Origin of the sequence: Bradyrhizobium sp. IC4059 (genome assembly GCF_020193615.1) — a bacterium.
Taxonomy (GTDB): Bacteria; Pseudomonadota; Alphaproteobacteria; order Rhizobiales; family Xanthobacteraceae; genus Bradyrhizobium; species Bradyrhizobium yuanmingense.
Map to the genome: position 1 here is coordinate 99902 of NZ_JADYVH010000005.1, position 19487 is coordinate 119388.

The following is a 19487-nucleotide window of genomic DNA, read 5'->3' on the forward strand; positions in this document are numbered from 1 at the left end:
CCCACTTCGCGGGAAAACGCTTTAGTCGCGCGCGATCACCTTCAGCCCGCCCATATAGGGCTGGAGCACGTCGGGGACGGCGATCGAGCCGTCCTCCTGCTGATAGGTTTCCATCACGGCGATCAGCGCGCGGCCGACTGCGGTGCCGGAGCCGTTCAGCGTGTGCACGAAGCGCGGCTTGCCGTCGGGCCCGCGCGAGCGCGCATCCATGCGCCGTGCCTGGAAGTCGCCGCAGACCGAGCAGCTCGAGATCTCGCGGAACGCCCCGCCCTCGCCCTGCCCGGGCATCCAGACCTCGATGTCATAGGTTTTTTGCGCCGAGAAGCCCATATCTCCTGCGCAGAGCGTCATCACACGGTAATGCAGGTCGAGCTTCTGCAGCACCTGCTCGGCGCAGGACAGCATCCGCTCCAGCTCGTCCTTGCTCACTTCCGGCGTCGTGATCGAGACCAGTTCGACCTTGGTGAACTGGTGCTGGCGGATCATGCCGCGAGTGTCGCGCCCCGCCGCACCCGCCTCGGCGCGGAAGCATGGCGTCAGCGCGGTCAGCCGCATCGGCAATTGCTTCTCATCGAGGATGGATTCGCGGGCGAGATTGGTGAGCGACACTTCGGCGGTGGGGATCAGACCGAGGCGCTCGGTCTTCAGCCGCTCATGGTCCGGCGAGGCGAGCAGCTCGCCCTTGATCGCCCAGAACTGATCGTCCTCGAATTTCGGCAATTGCCCGGTGCCGAACATCACCTCGTTGCGCACCAAGAGCGGCGGATTGATCTCGGTGTAGCCGTGCTCGGTGGTGTGCAGATCGAGCATGAACTGGCCGATGGCACGCTCGAGCCGCGCCAGCCCCTTTTTCAGCACGACGAAACGCGCGCCGGAGAGTTTTGCCGCCGCTTCGAAATCCATGTAGCCGAGCGCGGTGCCGAGATCGTCATGCAGCTTCGGCGCAAAGCCATAGTTGCGCTTGTTGCCGAACACGTGATGCTGCACGTTGCCGTGCTCGTCGAGACCGTCGGGCACGTCCTCGAACGGAATGTTCGGGATCGCGGCCAGCTCTTTGGTCAGCTCATCGTCAGCGGCTTTTGCCGCCGCTTCGAGCTCGGGCATCGTGGTCTTGAGCTCGGCGACCTCGGCCATCAGCTTCGACGCACGCGGCTCGTCCTTGGCCTTCTTGGCATCGCCGATTTCCTTCGAAGCTGCATTGCGCCGCGCCTGCGCCTGCTCGGAGGCGAGGATCGCCGCACGCCGCTTCTCGTCGATCGCGAGCAGCGAGACCGACATCGGCTTCAAACCGCGCCGTGCGAGGCCGGCGTCGAAGGCTTGCGGATTGTCGCGGATCGCTTTGATGTCGTGCATGGCTGTGGTCCTGGATCAGCGCGTAAATAGTCAACGTTTATGCCGACAACTTACATTGGCGCGCTTTCCCCTAGCATTCTGTCATCGCCCGTGAAAGCGGGCGATCCAGTATTCCAGAGACGTCAGTGTTTCCCCGAGGGGCCGCGGCGTACTGGATTCCCCGCTCCAGTGCGCAATTGCGCACAAGGCGGGGAATGACACCGGTGGGCTTGGTCGCCCTACTCCGCCGGATTGGCCGGCGTCGACACGTCAGTGCCGGTGGCAGCCTGTGCGGCGGCCGCTTTCCTCTCCACCATCGCCACCGCGAGGATCGAGCCCTCGTAGAGCGCCATCAGCGGAAACGCGAGGGAGCACTGGCTGAGCACGTCGGGCGGCGTCAGCACGGCTGCGATCACGAAGGCCATGACGATGAAGTAGCGGCGCTTCTCGCGCAACATCGTCGAGCTGACGATGCCGATCCGCCCGAGCAGCGTCAGGATCACCGGCAGCTGGAAGGCGATGCCGAAGGCGAAGATCAGCGACATCATCAGCGACAGATATTCGCCGACCTTGGGCAGCAGCTGGATCTGCGCGGTCTCGTCGCCGCCGGTCTGCTGCATGCCGAGCGAGAAGCGCACCAGCATCGGCAGCACGACGAAATAGACCAGCGCCGCGCCGAGGACGAAGAAGAACGGCGTCGCGACCAGATACGGCAGGAACGCCTGCTTCTCGTGCTTGTAGAGCCCGGGCGCGACGAACTTGTAGATCTGCGTCGCCACGATCGGGAACGAGATGAAGCCGGCGCCGAACAGCGCCAGCTTGAGCTGGGTGATGAAATATTCGAGCAGCGCCGTGTAGATGAATTTCGAGTTCTCCGGCCCCGCAATCCACACGAACGGCCAGACAAGCACGTTGTAGATCTGCTTGGCGAAGAAGAAGCAGAAGATGAAGGCCAGGCCAAAGCCGAGCAGCGCCTTGATCAGCCGCGAGCGCAGCTCGATCAAATGGTCCATCAGCGGGGCTTTGCTGGCCTCGATATCGGCGTCGGTCATGACGCTTTGGCGTCCTTGATCGCTTCGGATGGCGCGGTGTCCTGCGCAACCTCTGCCTGTTCGACCTCACGGGTGATCGCGAGCGGCTCGTTCGCGGCCGCATGCGCTTCGGCTTCCATGAAGGTCGACGGCGTCGGGGTCTCCGGTGTCGTGGGCGTGACGGGCGGATCGATGGCAGTAGCGGCCGGCGTCTCGGCCGGCTTGTCCAGCGCATCGATGCGAAGCGCGTCGCTCACGTCCTTCTGGAGCGAGCTCATCGGATTGAAACCCGTGGCGGCTTCCTTGACCTCGTCGAAGCTTTTCTTGAGGTCGGCCATCTCGGCCTCACGCATCGCCTCCTGGAACTGGCCCTGGAATTCGGCCGCCATCTTGCGCGCCTTGCCCATCCACTGCCCGACCATGCGCAGCACGCCCGGCAGCTCTTTCGGGCCGATGGCGATCAGGGCCACGACCCCGATGAGGACCAGTTCACTCCACCCGATGTCGAACATGAGGTCTTCCGTTCACGCGAAGCCGGAGCCGGCCCAATCCCTTGCGCGCAGGATCGGGCCGCTACCCGCGTCTCGCGTGCTTCTTCCGGCTCAGACGGCCTTGCTGCCGACGTCGGACCGTGTCGCGGTCGGCGCAGCATTGTGCTCGATCGACTTCGCCGGCTCGGGCTTCTCGGCAGCCTTGTCGTCGTCCTGCATGCCCTTCTTGAACGCCTTGATGCCCTGAGCCACGTCGCCCATCAGATCCGAAATCTTGCCGCGGCCGAACAGCAGCAGGACCACTGCGATCACCAAGATCCAGTGCCAAATGCTGAGTGAACCCATCCTGCAACCCTCCAAACGCGCATGGCCGGGGACCCGGCCGATCTCACCGAAACCTAGGCTTGGCAGACCTCAAAAACAAGGACCAAGGCAGCGCCAATTCGCTGTCGGCGCTACGCAATCTTGCTAGTGTTAACTGGTCGCAGGGGCCCGTATTTCGCCGGTACGTCAGTCCTCGGCGCCGCCTTCGCTGCCACCCTCATTGCCGCCTTCTGGCGGGCTCTCAGGCTCGACCGCAGGCGCAAGGGCGAGATCGAGGTCATCGCCCGGTTCCAGCGGATCCTCGTCCTCCCGCAGGGCCGGATCATCCGACGGCGTCGGCACGCTGAACCCGGTGGGCAGACGCGAATCCAACAGTCCCGTCCCCTTCAGCTCTTCCAGGCCCGGCAGGTCGCCGAGCTGTTCCAGGGTGAACTGCGACAGGAACTCCTCGGTGGTTCCGAAGGTTAAGGGCCGGCCCGGCGTCTTGCGCCGGCCGCGCGGCTTGATCCAGCCGGTCTCCAGCAGCACGTCGAGCGTGCCCTTCGACGTGACGACGCCGCGGATCTCCTCGATCTCGGCCCGCGTCACCGGCTGGTGATAGGCGATGATCGCGAGCACCTCGATTGCGGCCCGCGACAGGCGGCGGGTCTCGGTGCTCTCCCGCGTCATCAGCCAGGCCAGATCGCCCGCGGTGCGGAACGTCCATTTGTTGGCGACGCGAACGAGATTGACGCCGCGCGAGGCATAATCGGCCTGCAACTGCTCGAGCGCAGCCTTGACGTCGACGCCCTCGGGCATGCGCTTGGCCAGCGTCGCGGTGTCCAGCGGTTCATTCGAGGCGAACAGCAGCGCCTCCAGCAGCCGTAACTCCTCGGGACGCGCCTGGGATTCGTTCTCCATCGGCTCGGCCTCTTCTACCCGCACTTCAGCCAGGCTTGCCATGGCAGATTCTCCTTCTTGCACTTAAGCGACCGGCGCATCAGGCGCAGGAGCTGCGTCCGGGACCGGTTTTGGGCGCCCCTTCCGGAAATAGATCGGCGCAAACGCTTCCTTCTGATTCAGCTCGAGCTGACCTTCGCGCACCAGTTCGAGCGCGGCGGCAAAGCTCGAGGCGAACACCGTCGCGCGCTGCGTCGGGTCGGCGACATGCCGGATCAGGAAGTCGTCGAGAACACCCCAATCGTCCTGCTCGGTGATGCTGCCGACCAGCCGCTCCAGCGTGGCGCGTGCTTCGGCGAGCGACCACACCGTGCGCTTGGCCAGATGCACGCTCGCCAGCACGCGCGACTGGCGTTGCGCGGCATAGGCGGTGAGCAAATCATAGAGCGTGGCCGTGTATTTCGGGTGCTTGATCTCGGCGATGTGCTCGGGCTCGCCACGCGCGAAGATGTCGCGCTGCAATTGCGGCCTGTTCATCAGCCGGTTGGCGGCTTCGCGAATGGCTTCCAGGCGGCGCAGCCGGTTGGCGAGCGCCGTCGCCATCTGCTCGGCGCTCGGGCCTTCCGCGCTCGGCGGCTCCGGCAGCAGCAGGCGCGACTTCAGGAAGGCAAGCCATGCGGCCATCACCAGATAGTCCGCGGCGAGCTCCAGCCGGATCTTTCGCGCGGCTTCGATGAAATGGAGGTACTGGTCGGCGAGCGCGAGAATCGAAATCTTGGCGAGATCGACCTTCTGCTGCCGCGCCAGCGCAAGCAACAAATCGAGCGGGCCCTCATAGCCCTCGACGTCCACCACCAACGCCGGCTCACCCTCGGCGAGCTCTGCGGGCCGCCCGGTTTCGAACGATAGGATTTCTGCAGTCATGCCGATGCCGTGTTTGCCCGTGCGATCAATGCATCCAGTTCGGCGCGTGCGGCCACGCGGTCGAACGGCTGCGGCGGCTTGCGTGCGGCGAGCGCGGCGTTCGCCCGCTCCAGCGCCCCACCGGCCAGTTCAGGTGTCTCGCCGGCGACGTCGCGCATCTCCTCGATGTTGCCGTTGCAATGCAGGGCCACGTCGCAGCCGGCCGCGAAGATCGCGCGAGTCCGCTCGGCGATATTTCCCGACAGCGCGTTCATCGACACGTCATCACTCATTAACAAACCCTGGAACCCGATTGCGCCGCGAATCACGTCAGCAATCATTGTCGCAGATGTCGTCGCCGGATGGGCGGGGTCGAAGGCGCTAAACACAACATGTGCAGTCATCGCCATCGGCAGATCAGCCAGCGGTTTGAATGCGGCGAAATCGGTCCGCTCCAGCTCGTCCCGGGGCGTGTCGACGGTCGGCAGCTTGAAATGGGTGTCGGCGGTGGCGCGGCCATGCCCGGGAATATGCTTGAGCACCGGCAACACGCCGCCCTGTTCCAGGCCCTCGGTGACTGCACGGGCGATCGCCGCGACCTTGCCCGGCTCCGTGCCGTAGGCCCGGTTACCAATGACCGCATCGGCGCCCGGCACCGGCACGTCGGCCAGCGGCAGGCAATCCACGGTGATGCCGAGATCGGCGAGATCGGCTGCGATCAGGCGGGCACTGAGGCGCGCCGCAGTGAGCCCGAGGGCCGAATCAGTGTCGTACAAATTCGCGAACACGGCCCCCGGCGGATAGACCGGCCAGTGTGGCGGCCCCAGCCGCTGCACCCGTCCCCCCTCCTGGTCGATCAGGACCGGCGCGTCGGGGGCCTTCGCGACCGAACGCAATTCTGCAACCAACGCAGCAACTTGTGCTGGTGTTGCGACATTACGCTTGAACAGGATGAAGCCCCATGGGCATTCGGCACGGATAAACTCCCGCTCGGCGGCGGTCAGTTCCGTTCCGGATACGCCGGTAATGAAGGCCCGCGTGCTCATGACGGCCGATTAACCCTGCCCCGTCAGGGGGTCAAGGAAACCGCCATTAATTCCTCTGGACGAAGCAGGCAGACAGGCCTGCGGACTTCAGATTGTTGCAGGCTTGCGTCGCTTCCTCGGCCGAACCATAGGGGCCGGCGAAGGCGCGGTAGACGACTCCCTTGCCCTTGTCGGTGAGGTCGACACGCTTGATGACGGGCGAACGGGAGCCGAGCACGCTGCCGTATTTGCTCTGAAGCACCCGGTAGGATGCGGCGGCGCTATCCTCGCTCTGCTGCGAGGAGACTTGCACGATGTAGCCGCCACCGCTGCTGGTGGGCGCGATCTGCGTCGGGTTGGTCGCAGCCATCCGCTGCGGCGGCTCGGCCGCCGGGGACGATTGCGGCGCCAGCGACATCGGCTGGTTGGCGCTGGCATTGGCCGAGGTCGGCGGATTGCGCGGCGCGGCGGGCGCAACCGGCGCGGCAACGGGCTTCGGCGCCGCGGGCGCCGGCTTGGCGGCGGCCGATTGCGGCACGGCGCTATCGGTCTGATCGCCCTTCACCGCAACGGTCCTGATCGCGCGCGGCGAATTGTTCGGCAGCGTGCCGTTGCTCGGGCTCGGACCCGCGCTCGGCGGCGGCACGGTGGATGGTGACACGCTCGCCACCGAGGGCGGGTTCGCATTCTGGTTCAGCGGCGGGAACACCACGCGCGGCCCGCCCGCCTTGGCGTTGACGTCGACGGGCGCCTCCTCGCGCGGCACGATCTTTTCGGTGCCGTCACCGCTGACCATGCGGTCCGGTACTTTGACCGCGGAGTCCGTCGGCGCCGGCACGATCTTGGTCGGGGTGTTGTCGGCCTTGATGATCGGCGGCTCGCCGCTACGAGGCGAGCCGATATAGGTCTTGTAGGCGAATGCAGCACCGGTGCCGAGCACGGCAAGCGCCAGGATCGCCGCGACCGTCATCATGCCGCCGCGCTGCTTCTTCGGCTCCTCGACCTCGTCCTCCGGATAGTCGCTCTGGTCGGCGTAAGGGTCGTCGGGATAGGCCGGCTCGCGCTGATAGTCCTGCTCGCCTGTCTCCAGCCGACCATAGAGCGCATCGTCGTAGCGCGACGGATCGGGCTGCGCATACGGCTCCTGATAGGACTGCTCCTGGTAGGCCTGACCATGCTGCTGATAGGCCTGCTCCTGATGAGCTTGATCTTGATAGGTGTCCTGATAGGCCTGGGGCTGATGAACGACAGGCTCGGGCGCGGCAGGCTTGGCCGCGTAGCGATGCAGCGGGTGGACCGGGCTTACGGTGACCGGATAGTCAGGCTCCGGCGCGGGTGTCGGCTGCGGTTGCACGTTGGCACGCCGCATCCATGAGGGCGGCGACGGTGCCTGCTCCGCGTAGTCCTGCTGATCATCGAGCTGGCGGTAATCGACGTCCTGATAGCTCTGGGCGGGCGCCGCCGGCGGACGCGACTGCGCTGCAAACGGATCGGTCTGCCCGATCAGACGGGCGAGCTCGGCCAAGGGATCGCTATCCGCCTTCCCATGCTGGTCGCCGCCGCGACCATAGTCATCGGAAGGAAACGGTCTGTCCTGATATCGTTCGGCCATCGTGATGATGCGTCCCTTCGGGAAAGCCGCGCGCCCCTCGACCAAGGCACGGCTTTCGACCCACAAGGCTTTCAACCAAGTCTAAGCGATCCGGCTTCTGCCGGTTACCCCCGAATTCCCCTTAAGTAGTTCGCCCCAAACTACCGCATCTCGTCCGGGGCATGGACGCCGAGGATGGCGAGGCCCGATGCCAGGACCGAGACGACGCCCTGGACCATTGCCAATCGCGCCTTTGTAAGATCTGCATCATTATTGATAATGAAGCGTAAATAGGGCAAATCGCGCCCTTTCGTCCAAAGCGCATGAAATTCGCTGGCTAAATCATAGAGATAAAAGGCAATTCGGTGCGGCTCATGGGCCGCGGCGGCAGCTTCCAGCATGCGCGGATAAATTGCGAGGCGCTTAAGAAGATCGAGCTCTACGGGGTCCGACAACCGTTCCACCGCCGACTCAGCGAGCCATGCGATCCGCGCGCCGGCATCCTCTGGGAGTTCCGGGAACACCTCGGCCCGCGCGTTACGGAAGATCGAATGGCCGCGCGCATGGCCGTACTGGACGTAGAACACCGGGTTGTCCCGCGACTGTTCCATGACCTTGGCGAGGTCGAAATCGAGCACCGCGTCGTTCTTCCGGTACAGCATCATGAAGCGGACGGCGTCCTGGCCGACCTCATCCACCACTTCACGCAAGGTGACGAAGTCCCCGCTCCGCTTCGACATCTTTACCGGCTCGCCGTTGCGCAAGAGCTTCACCAGCTGGACGATCTTGACGTCCAGCGATCCCTTAGCCGACGTCGTCGCCTTCACCGCCGCCTGCATGCGCTTGATGTAGCCGCCGTGATCGGCGCCCCAGACGTCGATCATCTCGGCAAAGCCGCGGTCGAACTTGTTCTTATGATAGGCGATGTCGGAGGCGAAGTAGGTGTAGGAACCATCCGACTTGATCAGCGGACGATCGACGTCGTCGCCGTAGGCGGTCGCCCTGAACAGCAACTGCTCGCGGTCTTCCCAATCCTCGACCGGCGCGCCCTTCGGCGGCGGCAGGCGGCCTTCGTAGATGTCGCCTTTGGCCTTCAGTAAGTCGATGGTCTCGGCAACCTTGTTGTTGCCGGTCTCGATCAGGGAGCGCTCGGAGAAGAACACGTCGTGGCGGATGTTGAGGGCGGCGAGATCGTCCTTGATCTCGTCCATCATCATCGCGATCGCCTTGGCGCGCACGGTCGGCAGCCACTGGGCCTCGCTCATCGCGAGCAGCTTGTCGCCATGCTCCGTCGCGAGCGCCTGCCCGACCGGCTTGAGGTAGTCGCCGGGATAGAGCCCTTCCGGGATCGCGCCAATATCCTCGCCGAGCGCTTCGCGATACCTCAGGAAGGCTGAGCGCGCGAGCACGTCGACCTGGGCGCCGGCGTCATTGATGTAATATTCGCGCGTGACATCGTGGCCGGCGAACTGGAGCAGGCTCGCCAGCGCGTCGCCGAACACGGCGCCGCGGCAATGGCCGACATGCATCGGCCCGGTCGGATTGGCGGAGACGTATTCGACATTGACCTTGGTGCCGCCCCGGATGCGGCCGTAATCGGCGCCTTCGCGCAGCACCGTGCGCAGCGCCTCGGCCCAGGCGGCGGGCTTCAGAGTCAGATTGATGAAGCCGGGACCGGCGACATCGACCTTGGCGATCAGCGCGTCGGAACGCAGCCGTTCGGCAATCTGCTCGGCGAGATCGCGCGGCTTTGCCTTTGCCTCTTTCGCAAGCACCATGGCGGCGTTGGTCGCCATGTCGCCATGGGAGGAATCGCGCGGCGGCTCGACGACGACGCGGGAGAAATCGATGCCCTCGGGCCAGCTGGACTCCGCCGCAAGCGCGCGGCAGGCGCCGTGCACGCGTGCGAGCACGTCGGCGAACAGATGCAGCGATGAGGATGTCTGGGGCATGGCCGCCGCCTAACGCAAATCCGGGGTCGAGTCAAAGAGCCGCTGGTGCTCGGTCAGGGCGAAGCGGTCGGTCATTCCGGCAATGAAATTGCCGATCCGGCGGGCCCGGTCGCCCTCGTCGTCCGCCTCAGCCCCCACCAGCCATTCCGGCGGCAGCTCGCTGGGGGATTTCAGGTATTTCGCGAACAGATCGAACAGGATCTGCTCGGCCTCGCCCATCACCCGCATCACCCGCGCGTGGCGGTACATGTGCTGGTACAGGAAGCGTTTGATGGCGGCCTCTTCCTCGGCCACTTCGGCGGGGAACGCGACCAGCGCCCGGCTCTGCCGGCGGACATCCTGGGCCGATTGCGGCTTCACGGCCGCGAGGTTCTTCCCTGTCTCCGCAAACACCGCTCCGATCAGGTGCGAGATCAGCTCCCGCACCAGCTCAGCACCGCGCCGGACGTCTTCAAGATCGGGATAATGCGCCGCAGTCTCGGCGATGATCTCCGCCGTCAGCGGCATCACCTTGAGATCGTCGAGCTGGAACAGGCCGGCGCGCAGACCGTCATCGATGTCGTGGGCATCATAGGCGATGTCGTCGGCGATCGCGGCGACCTGCGCCTCCAGCGAGGCGAAGCTCCACAATTCGAGATCGTAGGTCTTGACGTAGTCGGCGATCCCGACGGGAACGCCATGCTCGCGGTAGCCCCCGACCGGGGCGCCGCTGCGGTCGGTCAGCGGACCGTTATGCTTGACGATCCCTTCCAGCGATTCCCAGGTCAGGTTGAGCCCGTCGAACTCGGGATAGCGGTGCTCGAGCGAAGCCACGACGCGCAGCGTCTGGGCATTGTGGTCGAAGCCCCCGAACGCCTTCAGACAGGCGTCCAGGGCCCGCTCGCCGGCATGCCCGAACGGCGGATGACCGAGATCGTGCGCGAGCGCCAGAGTTTCGGTGAGGTCCTCGTCGAGCCCGAGCTGGCGGGCCAGCGCGCGGGCGATCTGGGCCACCTCCAGCGAATGGGTCAGCCGGGTGCGGTAGTGGTCGCCCTCGTGGAACACGAACACCTGGGTCTTGTACTTGAGGCGGCGGAACGCGGTGGAATGGATCACCCGATCGCAATCGCGCCGGAACGGGCTGCGAGTCCGGCTCGGGGGCTCGGCGACCAGTCGGCCGCGGCTGCGATCGGGGTCGCAGGCATAGGGCGCGCGGGGGGCTGCCATTCCGACGGACACGGCGAATTTAGTCCCTATCCATTTGATTCTGCGTATGGTGGCACTTAACTATGTCGGGCGCGGGATACCAAATGAATTGGGTATGACGCCGGGACTATCGGAGACCAGCAATGACGACTGCCGTGACCATCAGCGACCGGGCCGCACGCCGGATTGGGGAGATCCTCAAGGGCGAAGGTTCTGGCGCGATGCTGCGCATCTCCGTCGAGGGTGGCGGGTGCTCCGGTTTCCAGTACAAGTTCGACATCGACCGTGCCCGCACCGACGACGATCTCGTGATCGAGCAGGACAATGCGGTGGTGCTGGTCGACTCCGCCTCGCAGCCGTTTCTGGCGGGATCGCAGGTCGATTTCGTCGACGACCTGATCGGCGCCTCGTTCCGCGTCAACAATCCCAACGCAACCGCGTCCTGCGGCTGCGGGACGAGCTTCTCGGTCTAGCGCACCTACGCGCCCGTTATCTCCCTTTCCTCGTCCGTCCAGGCCACCTCGGCCGGCATCAACGTCGGCTGGAGCGGTGCGTCCTCCGACATGACGTGACCGTCCAGCGCCCGCAGGAGCGCTCCGACCAGTGCCGGCTTGCGCAGCGGCTTGGCCAGGAAGTCCGACATGCCGGCTTCGCGGCAGATCTTGATGTCCTCGGGGAAGGCGTTGGCGGTCAGCGCGACAATCGGCAAGGCTTCGAAGCGCTCGCCTTGCGCGCGGATCGCGCGGGTGGCGGCGAGCCCGTCCATGTCGGGCATGCGCACGTCCATCAGCACGACGTCGTAATTGCCCTCGCAGGCTGCCGCGACGGCTTCGGTCCCGTCGGTGACGACACGCAGCTCGATGTCGAATGCCCCCAGCATCTTGCTCACGACCATGCGGTTGACCGCATCGTCCTCCGCGACCAGCACCTTCAGCGGCCGGTCGAGACCGGAGATCCGGGCCTGGAGCTCGTCGGCTTCGTCGCGGCCGCCAGCCTGATCGGACGCCTGCGCCTGGCTCCAGGGCAGGACCAGCGTGAAGCGGAAGGTCGAGCCCTCTCCCGGCGTCGAGATGACGCCGATCGTGCCGCCCATCTGCTCGATGATCCGCCTGCTGATGGCAAGGCCGAGGCCAGTGCCGCCGAAGCGGCGGCTGATCGAGGCATCAGCCTGGGCGAAGTCGCTGAACAGCAGGTCGAGCTTGTCGGGCGCGATACCGATGCCGCTGTCGGTCACCGTCCATTCGACGGTCGCCAGCAGGTCGCGCCGCGCCTGGCAGGTCGCCGATATCGTCACCTCGCCTTCGTCGGTGAACTTCACAGCGTTGGAGACGAGATTGAGCAGCACCTGGCGGATGCGCGCGGCGTCGCCGCGGAGCGTCGGCGGCAGGTTCGGATCGAGCTCGACCTTGACCGTGAGCCCCTTGCTCTTGGCGCTGGCGCGCACCACGGTCGCAACCGTCTCGACCAGCGCCTGCGGCGCGAAGTCGATCGCCTCGAACTGGAAGCGGCCTGCTTCCAGCTTGGAGAGGTCGAGAATGTCGTTGAGGATGCGCTGGAGGTTGTCGCCGGACTCGCGGATCGTGGTGACGGCCTCGCGCTGCTCCGGATCGAGCCTGGTTTCGAGGAGCATGCTGGCAAGACCGAGCACGCCGTTCATGGGCGTGCGGATCTCGTGGCTCATCACCGCCAGGAAGTCGGACTTGGCGCGGCTTTCGGCCTCGGCCTTTTCCGCGCGCCAGCGCTCGGTGACGTCGCGTCCGAAGCCGCGATAGCCGAGGAAATGACCGTCACGATCGTGGGCCGGCTTCGCCGTCAGCGACCACAGCCGGGCCTCGCCGCCGGCGACGACCTTGAGATTCATCTCATGCAGCGGCTCGGCCTGCTCCATCAGGCCGACGATGTTGTAGGCCGCTGACTTGTCCTCGGGGCAGAGCATGTCGAGCACGTCGGCGAACTGCGCGCCTTTCAGCAGCGGAAGCGGCAGCTGCGCGACGTCCGCGAAGCGCTCGGGCACGTCGACGAGGCGTCCCTCGGCATCGGTCTGCCAGAGCCAGTCGCTGGCGTTCTCCTGAAAATCCTTCAGCAGCAGCGAGATGATCTCGGTCTGGCGCTCGAGCTCGAGCTGGGCCTTGAGATTGCCGAGGAAGAGGTTGCCCTGGGAGACGATGTTGCGCGCCATGAAGAATGCGAACAGCAGCAGGAACACGGCGGTCACCAGATATGGGCCGGTGCCGCACAGGAGCAGCGCACCGGCGCAGGCGATCGTCATGGTCGCGAGATAGACGAGGCCCGCGCGCGGGAAGGTCGAGAGCGTGAAAGCGCCGCCGGACATCATGCCGACCATCAGGCAGGCCAGGAGCAATTGACTGGTCGGCTCGATGCGGCTGAACAGAGCGAGCGGCAGCGCGCCCCAGATCGCGGCGAGAAAAAACGCCTGCCGCAGCGTCTGCCGCGCCGCGCGGGGCGAAGCCTCCTGCGGCGGGTTCTGATGCGCCTTGCGCCAGGCGCGCACTGCGAGCGAGGCGGTGGCGGCGAGCGTCAGGCCCCAGATCGCGAGGAAGTCGTTCCAGCCCCTGCCCCAGAACAGGATCAGCACGATGGCGACGTTCAGCATCGTCACGGCCATCGTCACGGGGATCAGCTGGGTCACCGCGTCGATCTGCTTGGCGCGGATGCGACGGATCTGGCGCTCGCTGAGATCGGCCGTCAGACCGTCCTCGATCTCGAAGCCGCCGAGCCAATACAGGAACGCGCCGATCAGGCCGTCACGCGACTGAGTTCGCTTCATCGCCTTGTCCGGCCATCCGTCCCAGGGAACCTCTTGACGATCAATGGCCTGCGGCCTGCTTAAGCCGGGTTAATTTTGTGGGAGATTTTGCGGCCGGCTTGACGGGCGCGTTTGCATTTTGTTCTAACCAAGACCCCTGCCCGGAGCCCTCCCAATGCCCATCAGAGTAGCCACCTGGAACGTGAATTCGGTCCGGCAGCGGATCGATCTGCTCCTGACCTGGCTGAAGGAGTGCCAGCCGGACATCGTCTGCCTGCAGGAGATCAAGTGCGTCGACGAGGCCTTTCCGCGGCTGGAGATCGAGGCGCTCGGCTACAACGTGGTGACGCACGGGCAGAAGACGTTCAACGGCGTCGCCCTGCTCTCCAAGCTCAGGTTCGACGAGACCAAGTCGGGCCTCGCCGGCGACGACGAGGATAGCCATGCCCGCTTCCTCGAAGGCGTGGTGACGCTGAAGCGAGGGGTGCTGCGCATCGCCTGCCTCTATCTGCCCAATGGCAATCCGGTCGGGACCGATAAATATCCCTACAAGCTCAAATGGATGTCGCGGCTTCTTGATTATTCGAAGGAGCGACTCAAGGAGGAGGTCCCGCTGATCCTGGCCGGCGACTTCAACGTCATCCCGCATGCCCGCGACGTGCACAATCCGGCCGCCTGGACCGAGGACGCGCTGTTCAAGACCGAGACGCGCGAGAGCTTCCAGTCCCTGCTCGGCCTCGGCCTCAGCGACGCCTTGCGCGCCGTCACCGACGAGGGCGGGCTCTACACGTTCTGGGACTACCAGGCCGGGGCCTGGCAGAAGAACCAGGGGCTGCGGATCGACCACCTGCTGCTGTCGCCGCAGGCCAGCGACAAGCTCGCCAATGTCGGCATCGACAGCTATGTGCGCGGCTGGGAGAAGCCGTCGGATCACGTGCCGGTGTGGGCGGATCTGGATCTCGAGGCGGCTTAAGGCCGCCTCAGCCGATCACTCCCGACGCCCCTGCACCCATTGCTCCAGCATTTGCAGGGCCATGGCGCGGTCGTCGTCGGAGGCCTTGGCGAAGGCGCGGTTGTAGCTTTCCTTGATCCAGACCTCGTCGGCGCCGGCGCTGTCGCGCGCCAGCGTCAGCCACATCAGGCCGCGTGCGGCCTGCCGCGGCAGGCGGTCGCCGTTGAACAGCATCTGACCGAGCAAGGCCTGGGCCTGATGCTGGCCCTTCTGCGCGGCGAGGCCAAGCCAGCGCGCGCCATAGCGGTAGTCCTCGCGCGAGGCGTCCGGGGTCTTCAGGTACAGACGGGCGAGGTCGTACTGCGCGTCCGCGTTGCCGAAATAGGATGCGGCATAGGAGAACATCTCGCGGGCGCGGTCCGGGTCGGCCTTGACCTTCGAATTCGGGATGCCGGCCAGATAGTAGCGGCCGAGGGCGACGAAGGCGTTGGCCACGATCTGCGCCTGCGGCGCCGACGGGCTGTCCTCGGCATGCGCGTTGGCGATCCGGCTGAAATATTCGAAGGCACGCAGATCGTCCTGGGCGACGCCGTCGCCGTTGGCGTACATGCGGCCGAGCTTCCACTGCGCGATGGGGTGGCCGCCCTCGGCGGCATATTGCAAGGCGCTGAGCGAGGTTTCCTGGGTTGCGACCTGCGGCGGAACCTTGGTGCGCACCGCACCCGCAGCGCCGGGCAAGGTCGTCACGACCGGGATGGTGGCGTCCTTCGGGTTGACCGGCGAACCGTCGAAGGCGAACGCCGGCACGGCCAGCGCAGCCGCCCCCAACACAAACGCAACTGTGGCACGCCTAAATGTCCGCATAGCACTGTTTCTCGTGCGCGCCGCCCGGATGGGTCACTGCCCCCCCGACCGCCGGTCCAACCTGCTGAGCATATTTCCAGAGCGCACCCGACGTGTGGTTAGTCGCGCGGGCGCTCCATTTGGTTCTGCGCTGGGCGAGCTCGGCGTCGCTCAATTTTACGTTAAGAGTACCGGCCACCGCGTCGATCTCGATGACGTCGCCGTCCTCGAGCAGCCCGATCGGGCCGCCGACCGCCGCCTCCGGCCCGACATGGCCGATGCAGAAGCCGCGGGTGGCGCCGGAGAAGCGGCCGTCGGTGATGAGCGCGATCTTGCCGCCCATGCCCTGGCCGGTCAGCGCTGCCGTGGTCTGGAGCATTTCCCGCATGCCGGGACCGCCCTTCGGCCCCTCGTAGCGGATCACGATGACTTCGCCTTCGCGGTAGGTGCGATTCTGGACCGCCTCGAACGCGTCCTCCTCACGGTCGAAGCACCTGGCCGGACCGGTAAACCTGAGGTTGGACATTCCCGCGACTTTCACGATCGCACCTTCTGGCGCCAAATTGCCCTTCAGGCCGACCACACCGCCTGTCACGGTGATGGGCTTGTCTGCCGGGTGCACCACGTCCTGGTGCGGATTCCATTTCACGCTCTTGAGGTTTTCGGCGATCGTGCGGCCCGTGACGGTAAGGCAATCACCGTGCAGGAAGCCGTTGTCGAGCAGCGTCTTCATCAGAAGCGGTATGCCACCTACTTCAAACATGTCTTTGGCGACATAACGGCCACCCGGCTTCAAATCCGCGACATATGGTGTCTTTTTGAAGATTTCAGCGACGTCGAACAGGTCGAACTTGATGCCGACCTCGTGCGCGATCGCAGGCAGGTGCAGCGCAGCATTGGTCGAGCCGCCGGATGCAGCGACCACGGCGGCCGCATTCTCCAGCGCCTTGCGGGTAACGATGTCGCGCGGCCGGATGTTCTGGGCGATCAGGTCCATCACCTTCTCGCCCGCGGTCATGCAGAAGGCGTCACGGATTTCATACGGTGCGGGGGCACCGGCCGAGTAAGGCAGCGCGAGGCCGATCGCCTCAGACACGGTCGCCATGGTGTTGGCGGTGAACTGCGCGCCGCAGGCGCCGGCCGAGGGACAGGCGACGCGCTCGATCTCGTCGAGGTCCTCGTCCGACATGGCGCCGACCGAATGCTTGCCGACCGCCTCGAACATGTCCTGCACGGTGACCTGCTGCCCGCGGAAATTGCCGGGCAGGATCGAGCCGCCATAGATGAAGATCGAGGGCACGTTGAGGCGGACCATCGCCATCATCATGCCCGGCAGCGACTTGTCGCAGCCGGCGAGCCCGACGAGCGCGTCATAGGCATGGCCGCGCACGGTCAGCTCGACCGAATCGGCGATGCATTCGCGCGACGGCAGCGAGGAGCGCATGCCGTCATGGCCCATGGCGATGCCGTCGGTCACGGTGATGGTGCAGAATTCGCGCGGCGTGCCGCCGGCGGACGCGACGCCTTTCTTCACCGCCTGCGCCTGACGCATCAGCGCGATGTTGCAGGGAGCAGCTTCGTTCCAGCACGAGGCGACGCCGACGAAGGGCTGGTGGATCTGCTCGGTGGTCAGACCCATGGCGTAGAAATAGGACCGGTGCGGCGCGCGCGCAGGGCCTTCCGTCACGTGACGGCTCGGCAGCCTTTGCTTGTTGATCTTCGCGCCCATCGCAACCAGCTTCTCCGGCCAACCCTTTCAGACCCGAAAAATCAGAGCCAAGATTTGAATCGACCTTGGGATTTTCTCGTCGCCTTCGAAGACCGCCACTGCCCTTAAAACATTAGAGCGATTTTATTCATGTTCGGGTGTGGCCAAAAAGCGGCGGCGATGCGAACCGCCGGTGATAAGGGTTAAATCCGATGTGGGTGTTGCACAGACAGCACAATCGTTACCGGGAAGACACGGGTTTGCTTACGGCGATACCTCGCTAAAGTGACGATCCACAACCTGAGATCTTTGGGAAGGCACAGAACATCCGCTCTGGACGACAGGCGGGCATTCCCGAAGTGAGTCGGCGGCAGCCCCACGCGAAGCGATGCGGTTCGCTCGTGTCCCGGACAAGTTGCAACGCGCGGGGGCGTTGCGGCGCAGAGCCGGGACCCAGGGGCGACATGGTACGGCGCAGATGGATGGGCCTCGGCTCGGCAGCGCATCGTCGAACCGGACGATGCTTCGCATCGCCGGGGGGACGCTGCGCTGCGTCCGGGGCACGAGAGAGTGTAGCTCTCTCCTCCTCGTCATTGCGAGGAGCCCTTGCGACGAAGCAATCCAGAATCCCGCCGCGGAAAGATTCTGGATTGCTTCCGCCTTCGCCAAAGGCTTCCGCGGACAAGTCGCTGCGCTCGCAATGACGGAGTGTGAGGCGACGCTGCGTTCTCCAAGTAACACTTGTCATTCCCCGCGAAGGCGGGGAATCCAGTACGCCGCGGCCTCTCGATTCAATCACTGGCGTCTCGGAGTACTGGATCGCCCGGTCAAGCCGGGCGATGACACCGAATGTGTGGACGCAGACGTGCGTATTCGGCCCCGCAGCGCATTTCGCCCGAGCTTTGCTTGATCTCGCCGCCCTCATAGCCAAGAGGGCGCAGGGAAGGCCGGGTGCCGGCGGCACCCGCGGTCCGCTGCGCTAGAGCACACGCAGGAAGAACCGCACAGCAGCATACAGGTGAAGCCCAACACACGGCCTTCCCTGCGCGATGGTCGGACGGCTTATGCCGCGCTCTCCTGGGAGCCGAGTTCCTTCTGGCCTCCCTCGCTCCCGCGAAAGTCACCGGCACCGCGCCGGTTGACGCCAATGCCGCATTCGCCAGAGCTTGACCGTAGCAACGACGGCCAGGACCACACGGTTTTGCCGTACGCGCGGTTCGTTGGCGCCGCAGGGTTCGACGGCGTTGTGCACGTTGCCATCGAAATGCCGGCGCGACGAACCTGACAGCGCCGCTCGTCCGTACGAAGCCTCGGGCTCACGGAGAGCAATCCGCCCTGCCCTCAGCTCTCATACACGACGCTGCCGCGTCCACCGCAAGCCCGGCTCGCGACAATGACGACCTCATGATCGCCCCTCGAGATTGAGCCGGGTTGGGCGACACATACGTCATTTCCGAATTTCGGTAAAGCGGAATATTTTTATGCGGGCAGATTGACAGAGAAGCGAAACACCGACGAGACGGCGACGCCGAACATCAGGACCGCCCGCGCGAGCGTTGCGCCTGGGCCCAGGCGACAGCGACATCGCGTGGCGGGGCATCCACGCGCTTGATGGGGGTCAATTCGCCGGAGGCCGAGACGATCGCCGTTTCTTCGCGGCGGCAACGCGTGCAGACGAAGCGGACCTCGTGCGGCGACGCCGACCAGCTCGACCGTTTCACATTGGCCGCCATCGGCCAGGCATCGCAATGCGAGCACGACACCAGAAATCGACCGGGATCGAGCATACCCATTCCATTGGACTCCGCGTCCTGCCGCCTCCTTCAATGATTAATCCATGTGAATCGTTCCGGTGCTACAGCACCGCCGGCATTGGCTCGAGTGCCCTACCGGTTCCGCGCATCCGCAAAGTGCTCAGCGGGCGCCCTTGAGGGTGCAGGAGGTCGTGCAGGTGACCGTCGTGCCGCGGTCGCACGTTTTGCAGGCGCTGACGCACTGGTTCATGTCGCGTGGATTGTAGCTGTAGTTGCGCAACGGACAGGCCGGATTCGTCGAGCCGGTGATGTCCTGCTCCTGATCGCAGGCCGCCGTCATGAGCGCGAATATGATCACTGCAACTAGGCGCATGGGATTGCCCTGTCAGACATGGCAAATCACACTCACGAGGCGCGCTGCATTGCAGCGAACCCCGGCCTTCCCACCAACGAGTGTCGCCGACCGGCGATGCTCGCTTGCTCCAAGGATGCGCGCCAAACGTTAAGAACGGATTTCAGCCGGCTCAGGCCGCAGCCGTCGTCGCGATCGCCTGCCGGATATCGACGGCCAGCTGACGGTACTGTTCCCCGAGCTTCAAATAGAACTCGCGCTTGCTGCTGTCGGTGGCGAGCTTGGCGATCAGCTCGCATTCGGCGCTGAGCGTCTCGAACCGTTCCAGCCTGTCCTCGAGATGTGTCATCGGCGTGTCCCCATCAGACGCCTCATGGACACCCAACCTAAGCCCGGGA

18 protein-coding genes are annotated in these 19487 nt (G+C 65.2%); 2 read left to right on the plus strand and 16 right to left on the minus strand.

The features are described from left to right. Nucleotides 1-21: 21 nt before the first annotated feature. The 10 genes from serS to I6F12_RS17095 form a co-directional block, all read right to left on the minus strand. Nucleotides 22-1353: a serine--tRNA ligase gene (gene serS, locus I6F12_RS17050; protein ID WP_036028231.1), complete on the minus strand. Its 1332-nt coding sequence runs from the start codon at nt 1351-1353 to the stop codon at nt 22-24. Between the two features lie 218 nt (nt 1354-1571). Further along, on the minus strand, nt 1572-2384 hold the full coding sequence (gene tatC / locus I6F12_RS17055) for a twin-arginine translocase subunit TatC (protein ID WP_036012758.1): 813 nt from the start codon (nt 2382-2384) through the stop codon (nt 1572-1574). Next, the gene (tatB, locus tag I6F12_RS17060) at nt 2381-2875 is read right to left on the minus strand and encodes a Sec-independent protein translocase protein TatB (RefSeq protein ID WP_225112484.1); all 495 of its coding nucleotides are present in this window, start codon (nt 2873-2875) and stop codon (nt 2381-2383) included. The genes tatC and tatB overlap by 4 nt, the downstream gene beginning before the upstream one ends. A gap of 90 nt (nt 2876-2965) precedes the next feature. Further along, nucleotides 2966-3199, minus strand: coding sequence for a twin-arginine translocase TatA/TatE family subunit (locus I6F12_RS17065; RefSeq protein WP_036012762.1), 234 nt, complete (start codon nt 3197-3199; stop codon nt 2966-2968). Between the two features lie 165 nt (nt 3200-3364). Beyond that, on the minus strand, nt 3365-4120 hold the full coding sequence (gene scpB, locus I6F12_RS17070) for an SMC-Scp complex subunit ScpB (protein WP_036012763.1): 756 nt from the start codon (nt 4118-4120) through the stop codon (nt 3365-3367). A 21-nt stretch (nt 4121-4141) separates the two neighbouring features. Next, nucleotides 4142-4981: a ScpA family protein gene (locus I6F12_RS17075; protein ID WP_036012765.1), complete on the minus strand. Its 840-nt coding sequence runs from the start codon at nt 4979-4981 to the stop codon at nt 4142-4144. After that, complete coding sequence (gene nagZ, locus I6F12_RS17080; protein WP_128261551.1) at nt 4978-6006, minus strand: beta-N-acetylhexosaminidase; 1029 nt, start codon at nt 6004-6006, stop codon at nt 4978-4980. The genes I6F12_RS17075 and nagZ overlap by 4 nt, the downstream gene beginning before the upstream one ends. Nucleotides 6007-6052: 46 nt before the next feature. Next, nucleotides 6053-7597, minus strand: coding sequence for an SPOR domain-containing protein (locus tag I6F12_RS17085; RefSeq protein ID WP_225156877.1), 1545 nt, complete (start codon nt 7595-7597; stop codon nt 6053-6055). 140 nt (nt 7598-7737) lie between these two features. Then, the gene (gene argS, locus I6F12_RS17090; protein WP_225156878.1) at nt 7738-9528 is read right to left on the minus strand and encodes an arginine--tRNA ligase; all 1791 of its coding nucleotides are present in this window, start codon (nt 9526-9528) and stop codon (nt 7738-7740) included. A 9-nt stretch (nt 9529-9537) separates the two neighbouring features. Further along, entirely contained in the window at nt 9538-10746 is a 1209-nt protein-coding gene (locus I6F12_RS17095) for a deoxyguanosinetriphosphate triphosphohydrolase (RefSeq protein ID WP_225156879.1), read from the minus strand. A 110-nt stretch (nt 10747-10856) separates the two neighbouring features. Here I6F12_RS17095 and erpA point away from each other — a divergent pair, with 110 nt between their 5' ends. Beyond that, nucleotides 10857-11186: an iron-sulfur cluster insertion protein ErpA gene (gene erpA / locus I6F12_RS17100; RefSeq protein WP_024342679.1), complete on the plus strand. Its 330-nt coding sequence runs from the start codon at nt 10857-10859 to the stop codon at nt 11184-11186. A 5-nt stretch (nt 11187-11191) separates the two neighbouring features. Here erpA and I6F12_RS17105 read toward each other — a convergent pair whose 3' ends face one another. Next, nucleotides 11192-13501, minus strand: coding sequence for an ATP-binding protein (locus I6F12_RS17105; RefSeq protein WP_225156880.1), 2310 nt, complete (start codon nt 13499-13501; stop codon nt 11192-11194). 154 nt (nt 13502-13655) lie between these two features. Here I6F12_RS17105 and xth point away from each other — a divergent pair, with 154 nt between their 5' ends. After that, on the plus strand, nt 13656-14453 hold the full coding sequence (xth, locus tag I6F12_RS17110; protein WP_036028256.1) for an exodeoxyribonuclease III: 798 nt from the start codon (nt 13656-13658) through the stop codon (nt 14451-14453). A 15-nt stretch (nt 14454-14468) separates the two neighbouring features. Here the strand turns inward: xth and I6F12_RS17115 are convergent, their stop codons facing one another. The 5 genes from I6F12_RS17115 to I6F12_RS17135 form a co-directional block, all read right to left on the minus strand. Beyond that, nucleotides 14469-15296, minus strand: coding sequence for a tetratricopeptide repeat protein (locus I6F12_RS17115; RefSeq protein WP_157286102.1), 828 nt, complete (start codon nt 15294-15296; stop codon nt 14469-14471). Next, nucleotides 15283-17004, minus strand: coding sequence for a dihydroxy-acid dehydratase (gene ilvD, locus I6F12_RS17120; RefSeq protein WP_036012786.1), 1722 nt, complete (start codon nt 17002-17004; stop codon nt 15283-15285). Before ilvD ends, I6F12_RS17115 begins: the two co-directional genes overlap by 14 nt. Before the next feature lie 1514 nt (nt 17005-18518). Beyond that, nucleotides 18519-18776: a hypothetical protein gene (locus I6F12_RS17125; RefSeq protein ID WP_036009816.1), complete on the minus strand. Its 258-nt coding sequence runs from the start codon at nt 18774-18776 to the stop codon at nt 18519-18521. 121 nt (nt 18777-18897) lie between these two features. Next, nucleotides 18898-19110, minus strand: coding sequence for a hypothetical protein (locus tag I6F12_RS17130; protein WP_109143656.1), 213 nt, complete (start codon nt 19108-19110; stop codon nt 18898-18900). A gap of 151 nt (nt 19111-19261) precedes the next feature. After that, nucleotides 19262-19438: a hypothetical protein gene (locus I6F12_RS17135; RefSeq protein WP_192893196.1), complete on the minus strand. Its 177-nt coding sequence runs from the start codon at nt 19436-19438 to the stop codon at nt 19262-19264. Between the last annotated feature and the right edge of the window lie 49 nt (nt 19439-19487).

What these genes read in the sequence shown, in the direction of transcription:
- I6F12_RS17125 (WP_036009816.1), bottom strand. Translation starts at nt 18,776, where the DNA reads ATGGGTATGCTCGATCCCGGTCGATTTCTGGTGTCGTGCTCGCATTGC.
- I6F12_RS17085 (WP_225156877.1), bottom strand. Translation starts at nt 7,597, where the DNA reads ATGGCCGAACGATATCAGGACAGACCGTTTCCTTCCGATGACTATGGT.
- tatC (WP_036012758.1), bottom strand. Translation starts at nt 2,384, where the DNA reads ATGACCGACGCCGATATCGAGGCCAGCAAAGCCCCGCTGATGGACCAT.
- tatB (WP_225112484.1), bottom strand. Translation starts at nt 2,875, where the DNA reads ATGTTCGACATCGGGTGGAGTGAACTGGTCCTCATCGGGGTCGTGGCC.
- scpB (WP_036012763.1), bottom strand. Translation starts at nt 4,120, where the DNA reads ATGGCAAGCCTGGCTGAAGTGCGGGTAGAAGAGGCCGAGCCGATGGAG.
- I6F12_RS17115 (WP_157286102.1), bottom strand. Translation starts at nt 15,296, where the DNA reads ATGCGGACATTTAGGCGTGCCACAGTTGCGTTTGTGTTGGGGGCGGCT.
- xth (WP_036028256.1), top strand. Translation starts at nt 13,656, where the DNA reads ATGCCCATCAGAGTAGCCACCTGGAACGTGAATTCGGTCCGGCAGCGG.
- erpA (WP_024342679.1), top strand. Translation starts at nt 10,857, where the DNA reads ATGACGACTGCCGTGACCATCAGCGACCGGGCCGCACGCCGGATTGGG.
- serS (WP_036028231.1), bottom strand. Translation starts at nt 1,353, where the DNA reads ATGCACGACATCAAAGCGATCCGCGACAATCCGCAAGCCTTCGACGCC.
- I6F12_RS17075 (WP_036012765.1), bottom strand. Translation starts at nt 4,981, where the DNA reads ATGACTGCAGAAATCCTATCGTTCGAAACCGGGCGGCCCGCAGAGCTC.
- argS (WP_225156878.1), bottom strand. Translation starts at nt 9,528, where the DNA reads ATGCCCCAGACATCCTCATCGCTGCATCTGTTCGCCGACGTGCTCGCA.
- I6F12_RS17065 (WP_036012762.1), bottom strand. Translation starts at nt 3,199, where the DNA reads ATGGGTTCACTCAGCATTTGGCACTGGATCTTGGTGATCGCAGTGGTC.
- I6F12_RS17130 (WP_109143656.1), bottom strand. Translation starts at nt 19,110, where the DNA reads ATGCGCCTAGTTGCAGTGATCATATTCGCGCTCATGACGGCGGCCTGC.
- nagZ (WP_128261551.1), bottom strand. Translation starts at nt 6,006, where the DNA reads ATGAGCACGCGGGCCTTCATTACCGGCGTATCCGGAACGGAACTGACC.
- I6F12_RS17135 (WP_192893196.1), bottom strand. Translation starts at nt 19,438, where the DNA reads ATGACACATCTCGAGGACAGGCTGGAACGGTTCGAGACGCTCAGCGCC.
- I6F12_RS17105 (WP_225156880.1), bottom strand. Translation starts at nt 13,501, where the DNA reads ATGAAGCGAACTCAGTCGCGTGACGGCCTGATCGGCGCGTTCCTGTAT.
- ilvD (WP_036012786.1), bottom strand. Translation starts at nt 17,004, where the DNA reads ATGGGCGCGAAGATCAACAAGCAAAGGCTGCCGAGCCGTCACGTGACG.